This window comes from Modestobacter sp. VKM Ac-2978 (genome assembly GCF_026968025.1).
Classification (GTDB): Bacteria; Actinomycetota; Actinomycetes; order Mycobacteriales; family Geodermatophilaceae; genus Modestobacter.
Genome location: NZ_JAPVBP010000001.1, coordinates 495,305 through 509,576, shown reverse-complemented (window position 1 = coordinate 509,576; position 14,272 = coordinate 495,305). Strand labels below are relative to the sequence as shown.

Genomic DNA, 14,272 nt, shown 5'->3' with positions numbered 1-14,272 from the left:
CCGAGAGCAGCGCACCGCCCACCCACCACCGTCGACTCCGGCCCAGTGCACACCAGCCGCAGGGAGGACCCCGATGATCCGTTTCGACGCGGTGTCGAAGGCGTACCCCGACGGGACGGTCGCGGTCGACGAACTCAGCCTCACCGCCCCCTCGGGCCAGATCACCGTGCTGGTCGGTCCGTCCGGCTGCGGCAAGACCACCAGCCTGCGGATGGTCAACCGGATGATCGAGCCCACCTCCGGCACGATCACGATCGACGACCGCGACGTCACCTCCGTGTCCGCCACCGACCTGCGACGGGGCATCGGGTACGTCATCCAGCACGCCGGGCTGTTCCCGCACCGCACCGTCGTGGACAACGTGGCCACCGTGCCCATGCTCACCGGGACCGGCCGCCGGCAGGCACGCAGCCGGGCGATCGAGCTGATGGAGCTGGTCGGGCTGCCGGCGTCCTTCGCCGACCGCTATCCGGCCCAGCTCTCCGGTGGTCAGCAGCAGCGGGTGGGCGTGGCCCGGGCGTTGGCCGCCGACCCGCCGGTCATGCTGATGGACGAGCCGTTCAGCGCCGTCGACCCGGTGGTCCGTGACCAGCTGCAGCAGGAGTTCCTGCGGCTGCAGGGCGAGCTGGGCAAGACGATCCTGTTCGTCACCCACGACATCGACGAGGCGATCCGGCTCGGCGACCGGGTGGCCGTCCTGGCCGTGGGCGGGAGACTGGCCCAGCTGGCCACCCCTGCCGACCTGCTGGCCACCCCGGCGGACCCCTTCGTGGCCGGCTTCGTCGGTCGTGACCGCGGCTACCGGGCGCTGGGCTTCGTCTCCGCCGAGGTGGCCGTGGCAACCGAGCCGACCGTGACCCTCGGTTCGCCGGTGGCCCGGGCGCACGACGTCGCCGTCGACGACTGGGTGCTCGTGGTCGACGACGGCGATCAGCCGCAGGGCTGGCTGCACCTCCGGGCCCATCCCGACGGCGGGCCCGGACCCGCACCGGGCGACCCCGTCACCCCCGACCTGCTCAACCTGGGCGGCACCCTCTCCCCCCTCGGCGGCACCCTGCGCGAGGCACTGGACGCCGCGCTCTCCTCGCCCAGCGGTCGCGGTGTGGTGGTGGACGAGGACGGGCGGCTCATCGGCTCGGTCCGGGCCGGCACCGTGCTGGAACACCTGCACGCCGCGACCGCGGACCCCTCCGCCCGGGTCAGGCCATGAACTCGGCCGACGGCTCGGCGCCCTGGGACCTGTTCGGCTACTTCGCCGACCACCGGGCCGAGGTGCTGGACCTGCTGTGGGCGCACACCTGGCTGTCGGTCCTGCCCGTCGTCATCGGCCTGCTGGTGGCCTTCCCGATCGGTTGGCTGGCCCGCCGGTACCGGTGGGCCTACCCGCCGGTCGTCTCGGTGTCCGGCCTGCTCTACACGATCCCGTCGCTGGCGTTGTTCGTCGTCATGCCGACCCTGCTGGGCACGCAGATCCTCGACCCGCTCAACGTGGTCGTTGCGTTGACGATCTACACCGTGGCGCTGCTGGTGCGGGTGGTCGCCGACGGTCTGGCCGCCGTCCCCGAGGACGCTGTGCAGGCGGCCACCGCGATGGGCTTCACCCGCTTCCAGCGGCTGCGGACCGTGGAGCTCCCGCTGGCCGTCCCGGTCATCGCCGCGGGCCTGCGGGTGGCCATGGTGGCCAACGTCAGCCTGGTCGCCATCGCGGCGACCATCGGCATCCCCCAGCTCGGCCAGCTCTTCATCACCGGGTTCCAGCTGTCGGTGACCGGTCCCTACTACCCGCCGATCGTGCTGGGCATCGTGCTGTCCGTCGCGCTGGCGCTGCTGCTCGACCGGTTGATCGTCCTCGGGGCCCACCTGGTCACCCCGTGGCAGCGGGTGTCGGCAGCCCGATGAACGACATGCTCCTGTGGCTCAACGACCCGCAGAACTGGACCGGGACCCGGGTCAGGCCCGGCATCGTCGAGCAGGCCTCCGCCCACCTGGCGTACACCGCGATCGCCCTGTCGATCGCCGGGGTGATCGCCTTCCCGCTGGGGCTCGTCCTCGGCCACACCGGCCGGGCGTCCTGGCTGGTCTCGATGGCCAACGGGCTGCGGGCGCTGCCGACGGTCGGCCTGCTGATCCTCCTGTACGTCATGGTCTCGCCGTTGATCAGCGGCCGCGGGAACGCCGTCTACCTGGTGCCCACGGAGATCGCCCTGGTCCTGCTGGCCCTGCCGGCGATCCTGGCCAACACCTACGCCGGGGTGCGCAACGTGTCACCGGCCGTCCGCGACGCCGCCCGCGGCATGGGGATGACCGGCCGGCAGGTGCTGTTCCGGGTGGAGCTGCCCAACGCGCTGCCGTTGGTGTTCTCCGGCTTCCGGAGCGCAGCGTTGCAGGTCATCGCCACCGCGACGATCGCGGCCTACGTCGGCCTGGGGGGCCTGGGGCGCTACGTCTACGACGGGCTGGCCAGCCGGGACTTCGGCCAGATGGCCGGCGGCGCGGTCCTGGTCGCCGCGCTGGCCCTGCTTGTCGACCTGGCGCTCTCGCTGGCGCAGCGCGCCACCGTGTCCCGCGGCGTCTCCGGCCGGTTCTCCCGCCGGTCGACCCGGGACAGCCGCGCCGCAGCGGTCACCGTGGTCCGGCCCGAGCCACCGCGCGGCGGGCCCGACGGTGACCGGCGCGCCGGGCAACCGGCCACGCCGGCGGCTGCCCTGACGCCCTCCGGCGACCACCCCTCCGGGTGACCCGGTCCCCTTCCACGGGTGGCACCCGCCACCCGGCACCCAGCGACCCGGCGCGCCGCGCCGCGGCTGACCTCAGGAGAGACCACATGAACCGCAGGATCGCCACGACGCTGGCCGGCGGGACCGTCCTGCTCACGGCACTGACCGCGTGCGGGGAGTCGGGCAGCAGCAGCGCCGGCGGGAGCGGGAGCACCCCCGCCGGCGGCGGCGACACCATCGCCGCCGACCTGGTCCTCGGCGGGCCGCCGGAGTTCCAGACCCGGCCCGACGGCGTCCCCGGCCTGGAGGACGTCTACGGCGTCACCTTCGGTGAGTTCCGCAGCCTCGACGCCGGCGGCCCGCTGACCGTCAACGCGCTGGCCAACGGCCAGATCGACGCAGCGGACATCTTCACCACCGACCCGAACATCGCGGCCAACGACTGGGTGGTCCTCGAGGACCCGGAGAACCTGTTCGCCGCGCAGAACGTGGTCCCGCTGATCAGCACCGAGGAGGCCACCGACGGCGTCGCCGCCGTGTTGAACGCGGTGTCCGCGGAGCTCACCACCGAGGACCTGATCGCACTCAACGAGCAGGTGATCATCGACCGGCAGGACCCGGCCGCGGTCGCCGGGCAGTGGCTGGCGGAGCGCGGGCTGGACGCGACCGGCACCCAGGCCGCCGGGACGGACCTCACCATCGGTTCGGCCAACTTCCCGGAGAACATCACCCTGGCCAACATCTACGCGCAGGCACTGCAGGCCCAGGGTGCGACGGTGGAGACGCAGCTCAACATCGGCAGCCGGGAGGTCTACATGCCCGGGCTGCAGGACGGGTCGATCGACCTGATCCCGGAGTACACCGGCGTGCTGCTGGAGTACTTCGACGAGGAGGCGACCGCGGTGAGCTCCGAGGAGGTCTACGCCGCGCTCCCCGAGGCCCTGCCCGAGAACCTGACCGTGCTCGAGCAGTCCGAGGCCCAGGACAAGGACGCCATCGTCGTGACCAGGGAGACCGCGGAGGAGTACGGCCTCACCTCGATCGCCGACCTGGCCGAGCAGCCCTGACCCACCGCGGTCCGGCCGGGCGGGTTCCTCCCGCCCAGCCGGACCGCCTCAGGCCCGGGCGGTCGGCGCCGCGTCGTCGTCCTCGCCGGGCGGGATCTTGCAGACGTGCTCCAGCCACAGCGCCGCAACGGTGAGCCCGGCGGCGAACACGACACCGAGGACGCCGGTGACGGTGTCGGCGTTGGCCGCGGACAGCCGGCCCAGCTGCGGCACCGTGTGCAGCAGCAGCCCCGCCCAGCAGCCGGTGAGCACCGCGCCGACGTAGGCGCTGGCCTGGGCGAGCACCGCCACCCGGGCCACCAGCATCGGCTCGACCGGCCGGGTGGCGCCCGGGGTCCGGCCCGGCGACGGGCGGCGGTCGCGCTGCGCGGACAACCGGGCCGCCAGCGCCCGGGCGCCGAGCAGCTCGGCGACGGCCAGCACGCCGAGCGGCACCGGCAGCCACCACTGCAGCTGCGGCAGCGAGCCGTAGCCGGCCCGGACCAGCAGCCAGCTGGCCAGCGCCAGCCCGACCGCGAGGGCCAGCAGGTCCTGTCGGCGGACCGAGGTCATGCCAGCTGCTCCCAGCGGACGACCGCGGCCACCTCGTCGGCCGGGAGCGCCGCCACCAGGTCGGCGACCCGGCCGTGCCCCGGCAGGGTGGCCGTGGGGTCCAGCGCCAGCCACGGGACGAGCACGAAGGCCCGCTCGGCGGCCCGCGGGTGCGGCAGGGTCAGCGCTGGGTCGGCCGAGATCACCGGCGTCCCGTCGTCGGCGGCAACCGTGACGACGTCGACGTCCAACGTCCGGGCGCCCCAGCGGACCTCCCGGGTGCGCCCGGCGGCCTGCTCGAGCTCCTGCGCCAGGGCGAGCCAGCCGGCGGCGTCCCGCTCACCCCGGACGACGGCGACCGCGTTGAGGTAGGGCGGCTGCTCGACCGGCCCCCACGGCGGCGTCTCGTACAGCGTCGACCGGGCCACCAGCCCGTGCTCCGTGAGCGCCACCAGCGCGCGCCGCAGCGTGCCGGCCCGGTCGCCCAGGTTCCCGCCGAGGGAGAGCACCGCCCGGCTCATGAGCGGGTGCGGCGGATCGCAACGGTCACGTCGTCGGCCGGCACGCCCAGGTCGACCTCCGGCTTGTGCACGGTGATCTCCACCGCGTCCACCACCGGGTAGGCCAGGCACAGGTCGGCCAGCCGCTGGGCCAGCGTCTCCAGCAGGTCGACCGGCTCGCCGACGAGCACGGCGTGCAGCTGCTGGGCCAGCTCGCCGTAGTGGACGGTCTTGGTCAGGTCGTCGTCCGCGGCGGCCGGGGCGGTGTCCAGCTCGAGCACCGCGTCGACCCGGAAGGTCTGGCCGTGCTCGCGCTCGGGGGGGTACACGCCGTGGAAGCCGTGCCCGGTGAGGCCGTGCACGGTGATCCGGTCAGCCACGTGCTCCTCCTGTGCCGGCGGCCCCGCGCACGGCGGCCAGGGTGGCGATCGCGTCCAGCGACTGCACCGGGTCGTGCACCCGCACGCCCCAGGCGCCGGCCTGCGCAGCCAGCACCGAGATCGCCAGGGTCGCCGCCTCCCGGCCCTCGACCGGCCGCAGCTCCCCGCCTCGCCCGGCCAGCAGCCGGCCCAGGAAGGTCTTGCGCGAGGCGCCGACCAGCACCGGGAGCCCGAGGGCGACCAGCCGGTCCAGCCCGGCCAGCAGCGCCCAGTTGTGCTCGGCGTTCTTGGCGAACCCCAGCCCCGGGTCGAGCACCAGTTGGGCGGGGTCGACGCCGGCGGCCACGACGTCCTCGACCCGGGCGGTGAGCTCCGCGCCGACCTCGGTGACCACGTCGCCGTAGCGCGCGGCCGCGTACATCTCCCGGCTGTGCCCGCGCCAGTGCATCAGCACCCAGGGCACCCCGGTCTCGGCCACCAGCCGGGCCATGCCCTCGTCGGCCAGGCCGCCGCTGACGTCGTTGACCAGCACCGCCCCGGCCTCCAGGGCGGCGGCGGCGACCTCCGCGCGAGTGGTGTCCACGCTGACCCGCACGCCGGCGTCGGCCAGCTCCCGGACCACCGGCACCACCCGCCGGCACTCCTCGGCCGCGTCCACCCGGTCCGCGCCCGGCCGGGTCGACTCACCGCCGACGTCGACGTAGTCCGCGCCGGCGGCGTGCATCTGCAGCCCGTGGGTGATCGCGGCGCCCGCGTCGGCGTAGCAGCCGCCGTCGGAGAAGGAGTCCGGCGTGACGTTGAGGACGCCCATCACCAGGCACCGCCCCGGCCGCGGCAGGGAACTGCTCACCTGCCCAGGATGAGGCTCATCGCCTCGCTGCGGGTGGCCGGGCTCTCCCGGAAGATGCCCCGCACCGCCGAGGTGATCGTGGTGGCGCCGGGCTTGCGGACGCCCCGCATCGCCATGCACAGGTGCTCGGCCTCGACCACGACGATGACGCCCTGGGGCTTGAGCACCTCGAACAGCGAGTCGGCGATCTGCCGGGTCATCCGCTCCTGCACCTGCGGCCGCCGGGCGTAGACCTCCACCAGGCGGGCCAGCTTGGACAGCCCGGTGACCCGCCCATCGGCGCCGGGGATGTAGCCGACGTGCGCCCGACCGTGGAAGGGCACCAGGTGGTGCTCGCAGGTCGAGTACATCGGGATGTCCTTGACCAGGACCAGCTCGTCGTGGTCCTCGTCGAACGTCGTCGCCAGGACATCGTACGGGTCCTGGCTCAGGCCGGCGAAGGTCTCCCCGTAGGCCCGGGCGACCCGCGCCGGGGTGTCGACGAGGCCGGGCCGCTCCGGGTCCTCCCCGATCGCCAGCAAGATCTCCCGGACGGCGGCCTCGATCCGGGCTGCGTCGACCCGGCCCTCGGCCAGGTCGGCCACCGGGTCACCGGTCCGCGGGTCCTGACCGACGCCATCGACCGGCCCCCGACGGGTGTCGCCCCGACCGTCCGCGCCTCCCCCGAGTGCCGCTCCCCCAGGTGCGTTGGTCACCGGCCCTGGGCCGGTGCGCCGACGTCGCCGACCGGCGCCTGCGTGGCGCCGTTGGCCGAGCCGTGCACCGCACCGTTGGCAGCGGCGACCTCGGCCGGGGTCAGCACCGGCGGACGCTCCGAGGGGGTCCGCTTGCCGAAGCCGTTGTACGGCGCCATCGACGGGCGCTTGACCACCCCGGCACAGATGCGGTCCATGTCCTCGCGGGACAGGGTCTCCCGCTCGAGCAGCTCGAGCACCAGGCGGTCCAGGACGTCCCGGTACTCGACGAGGATCTCCCACGCCTCGTCGTGCGCGGCCTCGATCAGCGCGCGCACCTCGCCGTCGATGTCGGCGGCGACGGCGTCGGAGTAGTCCGGCCGCGAGCCCATGTCCCGGCCCAGGAACGGCTCGGAGTCGGTGCTGCCGTACTTGACGGCCCCGAGCTTCGCGCTCATCCCGTACTGGGTGACCATCGACTTGGCCAGCGAGGTGGCCTTCTCGATGTCGTTGCCGGCGCCGGTGGTGGGCTCGTGGAAGACCAGCTCCTCGGCCGCCCGGCCGCCCAGCGCGTAGGCCAGCGTGTCGATCATCTCCGAGCGGGTCTGGGTGTACCGGTCCTCGGTGGGCAGCACGAGGGTGTGGCCCAGCGAGCGGCCCCGCGGCAGGATCGTCACCTTGTGCACCGGGTCGGTGTTCGGCAGTGCGTGCGCCACCAGGGCGTGGCCGCCCTCGTGGTACGCGGTGACCTTCTTCTCCTTCTCGCTCATCGCCCGGGTCTTGCGCTCCGGACCGGCCAGCACGCGGTCGATCGCCTCCTCGAGGGTGGCGTCGGTGATGATCGTGCCGTCCTGGCGGGCGGTGAGCAGGGCGGCCTCGTTGAGCACGTTGGCCAGGTCGGCCCCGGTGAAGCCGGGCGTACGCCGGGCCACGGTCGCCAGGTCGACGTCGTCAGCCAGCGGCTTCCCGGTGGCGTGCACCTTGAGCACCGCCGTCCGGCCCTGCAGGTCGGGGCGGTCGACCGGGATCTGCCGGTCGAACCGGCCGGGGCGCAGCAGCGCGGGGTCCAGGACGTCCGGCCGGTTGGTGGCGGCGATCATGATGACCCCGCCCTTGACGTCGAAGCCGTCCATCTCGACGAGCATCTGGTTCAGCGTCTGCTCGCGCTCGTCGTGCCCGCCGCCCATACCGGCACCGCGCTGCCGGCCGACGGCGTCGATCTCGTCGATGAAGATGATCGCCGGGGCGTTCTCCTTGGCCTGGGTGAACAGGTCGCGGACCCGGCTGGCGCCGACGCCGACGAACATCTCCACGAAGTCCGACCCGGAGATCGAGTAGAACGGCACGCCGGCCTCACCGGCGACGGCGCGGGCCAGCAGCGTCTTGCCGGTGCCGGGCGGGCCGAACAGCAGCACGCCCTTGGGGATCTTCGCGCCGATCGCCTGGTACTTGACCGGGTTCTGCAGGAAGTCCTTGATCTCGTGCAGCTCCTGGATCGCCTCGTCGGCGCCGGCGACGTCGCCGAACGTCGTCTTCGGGCTGTCCTTGCTGACGATCTTGGCCTTGGACTTGCCGAAGGCCATCACGCCCCGGCCGCCGCCCTGCATGGAGCTGAACAGCCAGAAGAGCAGCAGCAGCAGGAGCACGAAGGGCAGGAAGCTGACCAGGATGCTGACCAGCAGGTTGTCCTGGGAGACGTTGGTGTCGAAGTCGACGCCCTCGCCCTCACCCAGGCCGCTGACCAGGTCGAAGACGTCCTCCTCGGCGCCGACCGGGTAGAAGGCGGTGACCTGGTCACTGCCCTCGACCGGGTCGATCAGATCGAGGTCGACCGTCTGCTCGCGGTCGTTGATGGTGGCGGCGTCGACGTTGCCCTCGGCGAACTGGGCGAGCGCCGTGGAGGTCGAGACCTCCTGGTACTCGGGGTCACCACGGAAGAAGCTGGAGCCGACGAAGGCCAGCAGGACGACGATGGCGATCCAGAACCAGACGCTCCGGAAGATCTTCTTACGTTCCATACACCGTGGCCGGGCGCCGGGGTGAGCCCGGCCTGCCCGTCGACCCTCCTGATCGTCGCTGGACGCCGCTCGCGACCCTGGGGGACGCCCCGCGCGGGGCGACGTCGTTGGTGCCGAAGGTACACCGCAGGACCTGTGTCCCTGCTGGGGAAGGAGGCGCTGGCCTCGCGGTTGTCCCCCGTCAGGAGGAGTAGACCTCGGGCTTGAGCGTGGCGATGTAGGGCAGGTCGCGGTACCGCTCGGCGTAGTCGAGCCCGTAGCCGACGACGAACTCGTTGGGGATGTCGAAGCCGATGTAGCGCACCGGGACGTCGACCTTCACCGCGTCCGGCTTGCGCAGCAGCGTGCACACCTCCAGGGACGCCGGCCGCCGGCTGCCCAGGTTCTTCAGCAGCCAGGAGAGCGTGAGCCCGGAGTCGATGATGTCCTCGAGCACCAGCACGTGCTTGTCGGCGATGTCGCGGTCCAGGTCCTTCAGGATCCGCACCACGCCGGAGGAGCTGGTGGCGCTGCCGTAGGAGGAGACCGCCATGAACTCCATCTGGGTCGGCAGCTGCAGCGCCCGGGCGAAGTCGGACATGAACAGCACCGCGCCCTTGAGGACGCCGACCAGCAGCACCTCGCGACCGGCGTAGTCGTGGGCGATCTGCGCGGCGAGCTCCGCGATCTTCCCCTGGATCTGCTCCTCGGACAGCAGCACGTGGTCGATGTCCGGGCCGTAGCCGTGGTCCGGGCCCAACGGGCCGGCTGCGGGGATGGCGGGCTCGCTCACGACTGTCAGGGCTCCTCTGGGGGGACGGCATCAGGTGCAGCGGGGCGCGGACCGGTCCCGCGACCGGGAGGAGCGCCGAGCTGCACGGTCAGCCTGCCAGACGCACGCCGCACCCCCGCACCGCCGGGGAGGTCCGCCCGTCCCTGTCCCCTCCACCGGGTGAGGAGGGCGTCCACCGCCGACAGGTGCACGCCCTGCAGGTCGGGCACCCCCGCCCGGCGGAGCCAGCCGCGCAGCACCCGGCGCCGCAGCGCCGGAGGCAGCTCGGCCAGCGGGGCGGCGGGCAGGTCGCCGTCCGGCCCGGTCAGCGCCGCCAGCTCGGTGTCGGCCAGTGCGTCGAGGGTGTCCAGGTCCTCCCGGGTCATCGCCGCGGTCCGACCGAGGGCCGCCGCCACCCCGCCGCCGAGCACCTCCTCCAGCAGCGGCAGCACCTCGGTGCGCAGCCGGACGCGGGTGTAGGCGGGGTCGCTGTTCCACGGGTCGTCCCACACCGTCAGCTGCTGCGCCGCGCAGGCGGCCCGGGTGGTCTCCCGCCGGACGCCGAGCAACGGGCGCCAGAACGGCGGGCGGTGCTCGACCATGCCGGCGACCGAGCGGGGGCCGGAACCGCGGGCCAGCCCCAGCAGGACGGTCTCGGCCTGGTCGTCCAGGGTGTGGCCCAGGGCGATCGTCGCCCCGTGCTCCGCCGCCGCCCCGGCCAGCGCCGCCGCGCGGGCCGCCCGGGCTGCCCCCTCCGGCCCGCCCGTGTCGCCGACGTCGACCGTGAGCACCAGCACCGGGGAGAGCCCGAGGGAACGGAGCAGGCCGGCGGTGCGCTCGGCCTGCTCGGCCGAGCCGGGCTGCAGTCCGTGGTCGACGGTGACCCCGCCGACCGGCCGGCCCGCGCGCGGCGCCTCGAAGGCCAGCGCGGCGGCCAGGGCCACGGAGTCCGCTCCCCCACTGCAGGCGGCCAGCACCGGTCCCGTGCCCGAAACGAGGCCCGGGCGCACCGCGGTGCGCAGCGCCGCGACGGCGGGGGCGGGTCCGGCCATCTGGAGGGAACCCCGGTCAGGCGGGGAAGGCCGGCCGCGTCTCCAGCACCCGCTGCACCCAGCGGGCGGGCTCGGTCAGCTCCTCCTTGTACGGCAGGTTCTCCGGCCCGGCCCACACCTGGTTGAACCCGTCCATGCCGGCCAGCTCGACCACCCCGGCGACGAAGACCCGGCCGTCGGCGTACTGCTGCATCTTCTGCTCCAGGCCGAGCAGCCGGCGCAGCACCCGGTCGATGGGTCCGCGGCCCTTGCGGCGCTGCGCGAAGCGCTTGCGCAGCGTGCGCACGGACGGGACGACGTCGGGGCCGACGCCGTCCATCACGAACTCGGCGTGCCCCTCGACCAGGCTCATCACCGCGGTGACCCGGTCGAGGACGGCGCGCTGCTCGGGGTCCCGGATCAGCGCCATCAGCCCCTGCGGGGCGTCGTCGTCGGCGCCGGTGCCGCGGACGACGTCGGTGAGGCTGCGCAGCACGTCGCTGAGCCGCTCGCGCAGCACGTCGGGGGTGAGGTCGGTCGCCTCGGCGAAGGCGGCGATCTGCTCCTCGAGGTAGCCGCGCAACCAGGGGACGGCGGTGAACTGCAGCTGGTGGGTGGCCTCGTGCAGGCAGACCCACAGCCGGAAGTCGCTGGGGTCGACGCCGAGCCGGCGTTCGGTCTCGACGATGTTGGGCGCCACCAGCAACAGCCGGCCACCGCTGCCGAAGACCTCGTACTGGCCCAGCACGCGGGTGCACAGGAAGGCCAGCACGCCACCGGCCTGCACGCCGGTCGCCCGGGAGCCGATCGCGGTGGCCAGCGGCCCCGGCGTCGTGCCCGACGCCGCCTGCAGCCCGTCGGCCAGCGGGTCCAGCAGGGCCGCCATGCCCGTGGTGTTCGAGTCGATCCAGCCCGGCCGGTCGACGACCGCCACGGTGGGCACCGGGCCGCCGGGGACGGGGCGCAGACGGGTCAGCTCCTCGACGTGCGCGACGGCGATCGCGGCCGCGCTGTGCAGCTCCGCGACGACGGCCGCCGCCTCCTCCCGGGTGGTCTCCGGACCGGCGCCGGTCAAGCGACGGGCGGTGCGGCCGGCGAGGTCCCAGTCGACCAGTGACGACGAGCGGCTCATCGCCTCACCGTACGCGGGGGCTCCTCTGGCCGGCCGCCGTCAGCGGCAGCCGCAGCCGGCCAGCGCGGCCGCCACGACGTCCAGTGCGGTCTCGGTGGCCGCGATGCTCCCGGTGGCCCCGTCGGCGAGCACCGCGAACGCGAGCAGCCGACCGTCGGCGGTCTGCACCGTGCCGGCCAGGTCGTTGACGCCCAGCAGCGTGCCGGTCTTGGCCCGCACCGACCCCGGGCTGCCCGGGCCGGCCGCAGCGCGGTCGGTCAGGGTGCCGTCGTACCCGGCGACCGGTAGTCCGGAGAGCAGCAGGTCGGCGTCGGGGATGCTGCCGTCGGCGGCGGCCTGGACGACGTCGACCAGCAGCCCGGCGGGCACCCGGTCGTCGCGGGAGAGGCCGCTGGCGTCGGAGAGGGCGAGCCCGGTCGTGTCCAGCCCGGCCTCCGCCAGCGCTGCGGCGATCGCCTGCCCGGCGCCGTCGAAGGTGGCCGGCAGTCCCCGGGCGATGGCGACGTGCCGGGCCAGCGACTCGGTCAGCAGGTTGTCCGAGGTGGTGAGCGCCTGCTCGACCAGACGGGCGACGGGCGCGGACTCGACGCTGCCCAGCGTGCGGGCACCTGCCGGTGCCGTACCGAGGCTGACCGCGGCGTCCGGGGCGCCCAGCGCCGCGGCCAGGGCCGCACCGGCGTCGGTGCCCGGCGACCCGCTGCGGGGGGTGTTGCCGGGGACCTGCCGGGCGCCGTCGACGGCGGTGGCGGTCACCGGGGCGGCGTAGGTCGACGGCGCGTCGCTCGCACCCCAGCCCTGGGCGGTGAGCGGGCCGCTGAACAACGAGTTGTCGACGACGACGCTGGTGACCGGCTGACCGCCGAGGGCCTGCTGGACCTGGGCGGCCAGGTCGGCGACGGTCGCCGCGCCCGGGTAGTCGACCGACGGGGCGGTCGTCGACAGGGTCGGGTCGCCGCCGCCGACCAGGACGACCTCGCCGGGGGCACTGCCGGCGACCACGGTCGTCGACAGGGTGGCGGTGGGCTCCAGGGTGGTGACCGCGGCGAGGGCGGTGAGCAGCTTGGTGGTGGAGGCCGGGGTGCTCGGGTCGGTCGCGTCGCGGTCGAAGAGCACCTGGCCGGTGGCCACGTCGACCACCTGGGCGGAGAGGTCGGTGCCGAACACCGGGTCCGCGAGCAGCGGGGTCAGCACGGCCGCGAGTGCTGTCGGGTCGGGCACCGGGGCCTCCGCGGACAGCGGGGCGAGCACCGGGCTCGGATCGGTGAGCTCGGGCAGGACGGCGTCCGGCACCTGCTCGGCGTCCTCGGCCACGGTGGAGTCGCCTCCTCCGGTCAGGTCGAGGGCCAACACCACGCCGGCCGCCACCAGCACGACGGCGAGGACGGCGGCGGCCAGGACCTTCACCAGCCGGCCGCCCCCGCGACCGGGCTCCGCCCGCCGCCGACCCGAGGCGGCAGCGGTGGCCCCCACCGCTCCGGGACCAGCCGCAGCGCGCTCGGGGACGCCGTGGCGACCTGCCGCGCGCCCGGCCTGCGCCCGTTCCCGTTCCTCGCGCTCGGCCCGCTCCCCGGCGGCACGGTCGGCCTCAGCACGGTCGGCCTCAGCACGGTCGGCCTCAGCACGGTCGGCCTCAGCACGGTCGGCCTCAGCACGGTCGGCCGCGGCCCTGCGCTCCGCCGCGGCTCGCTCAGCGGCCGCCCGGCGCTCGGCCGCCGCGCGGTCGGCTGCCGCGGCGCGGTCGGCCGCGGCTCGCTCGGCGGTCTCCTGCTCGATGGCGGCGCGCTCGGCGGCCATCGCCGCGGCCGCGGCGGCCCGCTGCCCCGCGGCCTCCTCCTCGGCCGCCCGCTCCGCCGCCACCCGGTCGGCCTCTGCCCGTTCGGCCGCCGCACGCTCGGCCTGCGCCTGCTCGACGGCCGCCCGCTCGGCCGCGACGCGCGCCGCCTCGGCCTCCTCGACCGCGGCTCGCTCGGCAGCGGCCTGCTCCTCGGCGGCTCGCTCCGCGGCGGCCTGCTGGGCCGCCCACTCCCGGACGGCCGCGAGGTCGGCGGCGGCCTGCTCGGCCCGGGCACGTTCGACGTCGGCCTCGTCGAGCTCGGCCTGGGCGGCGGCAGCACGCTCGGCGTCCTCGGCCGCCGCGCGCTCCGCGGCGGCCCGCTCGGCCGCCCATCGCTTCACCGCGGCCAGGTCGGCGGCCGCCTGCTCCGCGGCGGCGCGGCGCGCCTCGGCAGCCTCGTCGGTCACCTGCGGGGCCGGCTGCTCCGTGGACTGCGCGGGCGTCGACTGCTCAGACACCGGCTGCTCGGCTGCCTGCTCCGGCGTGGCCGCAGCCGTGATCTCCGGGTGTGCCGGCTCGGCGTCCGGCTCGACGGGCTCCGGCTCGGCCGTCGCCTCGTCCGCCTCCGCACCCGTAGGTGCAGCCGGACCCTCGACGTCGTCCGCGGTGCTCGCGGCCGGGACCGACGGATCGGACGTCGTCGCGTCGCCGTCGGCAGCCGCCGAGGACGGCACCGCCGGGCCGTCCGCCGGCTCCCCCGACTGCTCGTCACGCGGACTCGACGAGATCTCTCCCACCCCCTGGAGTGACCTCCGCCGACGGGGCGGACAGTCGTACGACACACTAT

General features: G+C 74.8%; 14 protein-coding genes. 4 read left to right on the top strand and 10 right to left on the bottom strand.

Annotation, left to right across the window (positions count from 1 at the left end; genetic code table 11):
• Positions 1-73 precede the first annotated feature (73 nt).
• From O2W53_RS02385 to O2W53_RS02370, 4 genes are all read left to right on the top strand, one after another.
• The gene (locus O2W53_RS02385; RefSeq protein WP_269161442.1) at positions 74-1,210 is read left to right on the top strand and encodes an ABC transporter ATP-binding protein; all 1,137 of its coding nucleotides are present in this window, start codon (positions 74-76) and stop codon (positions 1,208-1,210) included.
• Entirely contained in the window at positions 1,207-1,899 is a 693-nt protein-coding gene (locus O2W53_RS02380; protein WP_269161441.1) for an ABC transporter permease, read from the top strand. Before O2W53_RS02385 ends, O2W53_RS02380 begins: the two co-directional genes overlap by 4 nt.
• Positions 1,896-2,738: an ABC transporter permease gene (locus O2W53_RS02375; protein ID WP_269161440.1), complete on the top strand. Its 843-nt coding sequence runs from the start codon at positions 1,896-1,898 to the stop codon at positions 2,736-2,738. The genes O2W53_RS02380 and O2W53_RS02375 overlap by 4 nt, the downstream gene beginning before the upstream one ends.
• Positions 2,739-2,824: 86 nt before the next feature.
• Complete coding sequence (locus O2W53_RS02370) at positions 2,825-3,784, top strand: glycine betaine ABC transporter substrate-binding protein (RefSeq protein ID WP_269161439.1); 960 nt, start codon at positions 2,825-2,827, stop codon at positions 3,782-3,784.
• Positions 3,785-3,832: 48 nt separating this feature from the next.
• On the opposite strand, the gene O2W53_RS02365 is transcribed toward O2W53_RS02370, so the two are convergent.
• The 10 genes from O2W53_RS02365 to dacB form a co-directional block, all read right to left on the bottom strand.
• The gene (locus O2W53_RS02365; RefSeq protein WP_269161438.1) at positions 3,833-4,336 is read right to left on the bottom strand and encodes a DUF3180 domain-containing protein; all 504 of its coding nucleotides are present in this window, start codon (positions 4,334-4,336) and stop codon (positions 3,833-3,835) included.
• Positions 4,333-4,836, bottom strand: coding sequence for a 2-amino-4-hydroxy-6-hydroxymethyldihydropteridine diphosphokinase (folK, locus tag O2W53_RS02360; protein ID WP_269161437.1), 504 nt, complete (start codon positions 4,834-4,836; stop codon positions 4,333-4,335). The genes O2W53_RS02365 and folK overlap by 4 nt, the downstream gene beginning before the upstream one ends.
• Complete coding sequence (folB, locus tag O2W53_RS02355) at positions 4,833-5,195, bottom strand: dihydroneopterin aldolase (RefSeq protein ID WP_036334581.1); 363 nt, start codon at positions 5,193-5,195, stop codon at positions 4,833-4,835. Before folB ends, folK begins: the two co-directional genes overlap by 4 nt.
• On the bottom strand, positions 5,188-6,045 hold the full coding sequence (folP, locus tag O2W53_RS02350; RefSeq protein ID WP_269161436.1) for a dihydropteroate synthase: 858 nt from the start codon (positions 6,043-6,045) through the stop codon (positions 5,188-5,190). The genes folB and folP overlap by 8 nt, the downstream gene beginning before the upstream one ends.
• The gene (folE, locus tag O2W53_RS02345) at positions 6,042-6,629 is read right to left on the bottom strand and encodes a GTP cyclohydrolase I FolE (RefSeq protein ID WP_269161435.1); all 588 of its coding nucleotides are present in this window, start codon (positions 6,627-6,629) and stop codon (positions 6,042-6,044) included. Before folE ends, folP begins: the two co-directional genes overlap by 4 nt.
• 107 nt (positions 6,630-6,736) lie before the next feature.
• On the bottom strand, positions 6,737-8,737 hold the full coding sequence (ftsH, locus tag O2W53_RS02340) for an ATP-dependent zinc metalloprotease FtsH (protein ID WP_269161434.1): 2,001 nt from the start codon (positions 8,735-8,737) through the stop codon (positions 6,737-6,739).
• Positions 8,738-8,918: 181 nt separating this feature from the next.
• Positions 8,919-9,509 (bottom strand): hypoxanthine phosphoribosyltransferase, encoded by a 591-nt coding sequence (hpt, locus tag O2W53_RS02335; RefSeq protein WP_331253759.1) that lies wholly within the window; start codon positions 9,507-9,509, stop codon positions 8,919-8,921.
• A 5-nt stretch (positions 9,510-9,514) separates the two neighbouring features.
• Positions 9,515-10,540 (bottom strand): tRNA lysidine(34) synthetase TilS, encoded by a 1,026-nt coding sequence (gene tilS, locus O2W53_RS02330; protein WP_269161433.1) that lies wholly within the window; start codon positions 10,538-10,540, stop codon positions 9,515-9,517.
• Positions 10,541-10,556: 16 nt separating this feature from the next.
• Positions 10,557-11,651, bottom strand: coding sequence for a zinc-dependent metalloprotease (locus O2W53_RS02325; protein ID WP_269161432.1), 1,095 nt, complete (start codon positions 11,649-11,651; stop codon positions 10,557-10,559).
• 39 nt (positions 11,652-11,690) lie between these two features.
• Complete coding sequence (gene dacB / locus O2W53_RS02320; RefSeq protein WP_269161431.1) at positions 11,691-14,222, bottom strand: D-alanyl-D-alanine carboxypeptidase/D-alanyl-D-alanine endopeptidase; 2,532 nt, start codon at positions 14,220-14,222, stop codon at positions 11,691-11,693.
• Positions 14,223-14,272: the final 50 nt, after the last annotated feature.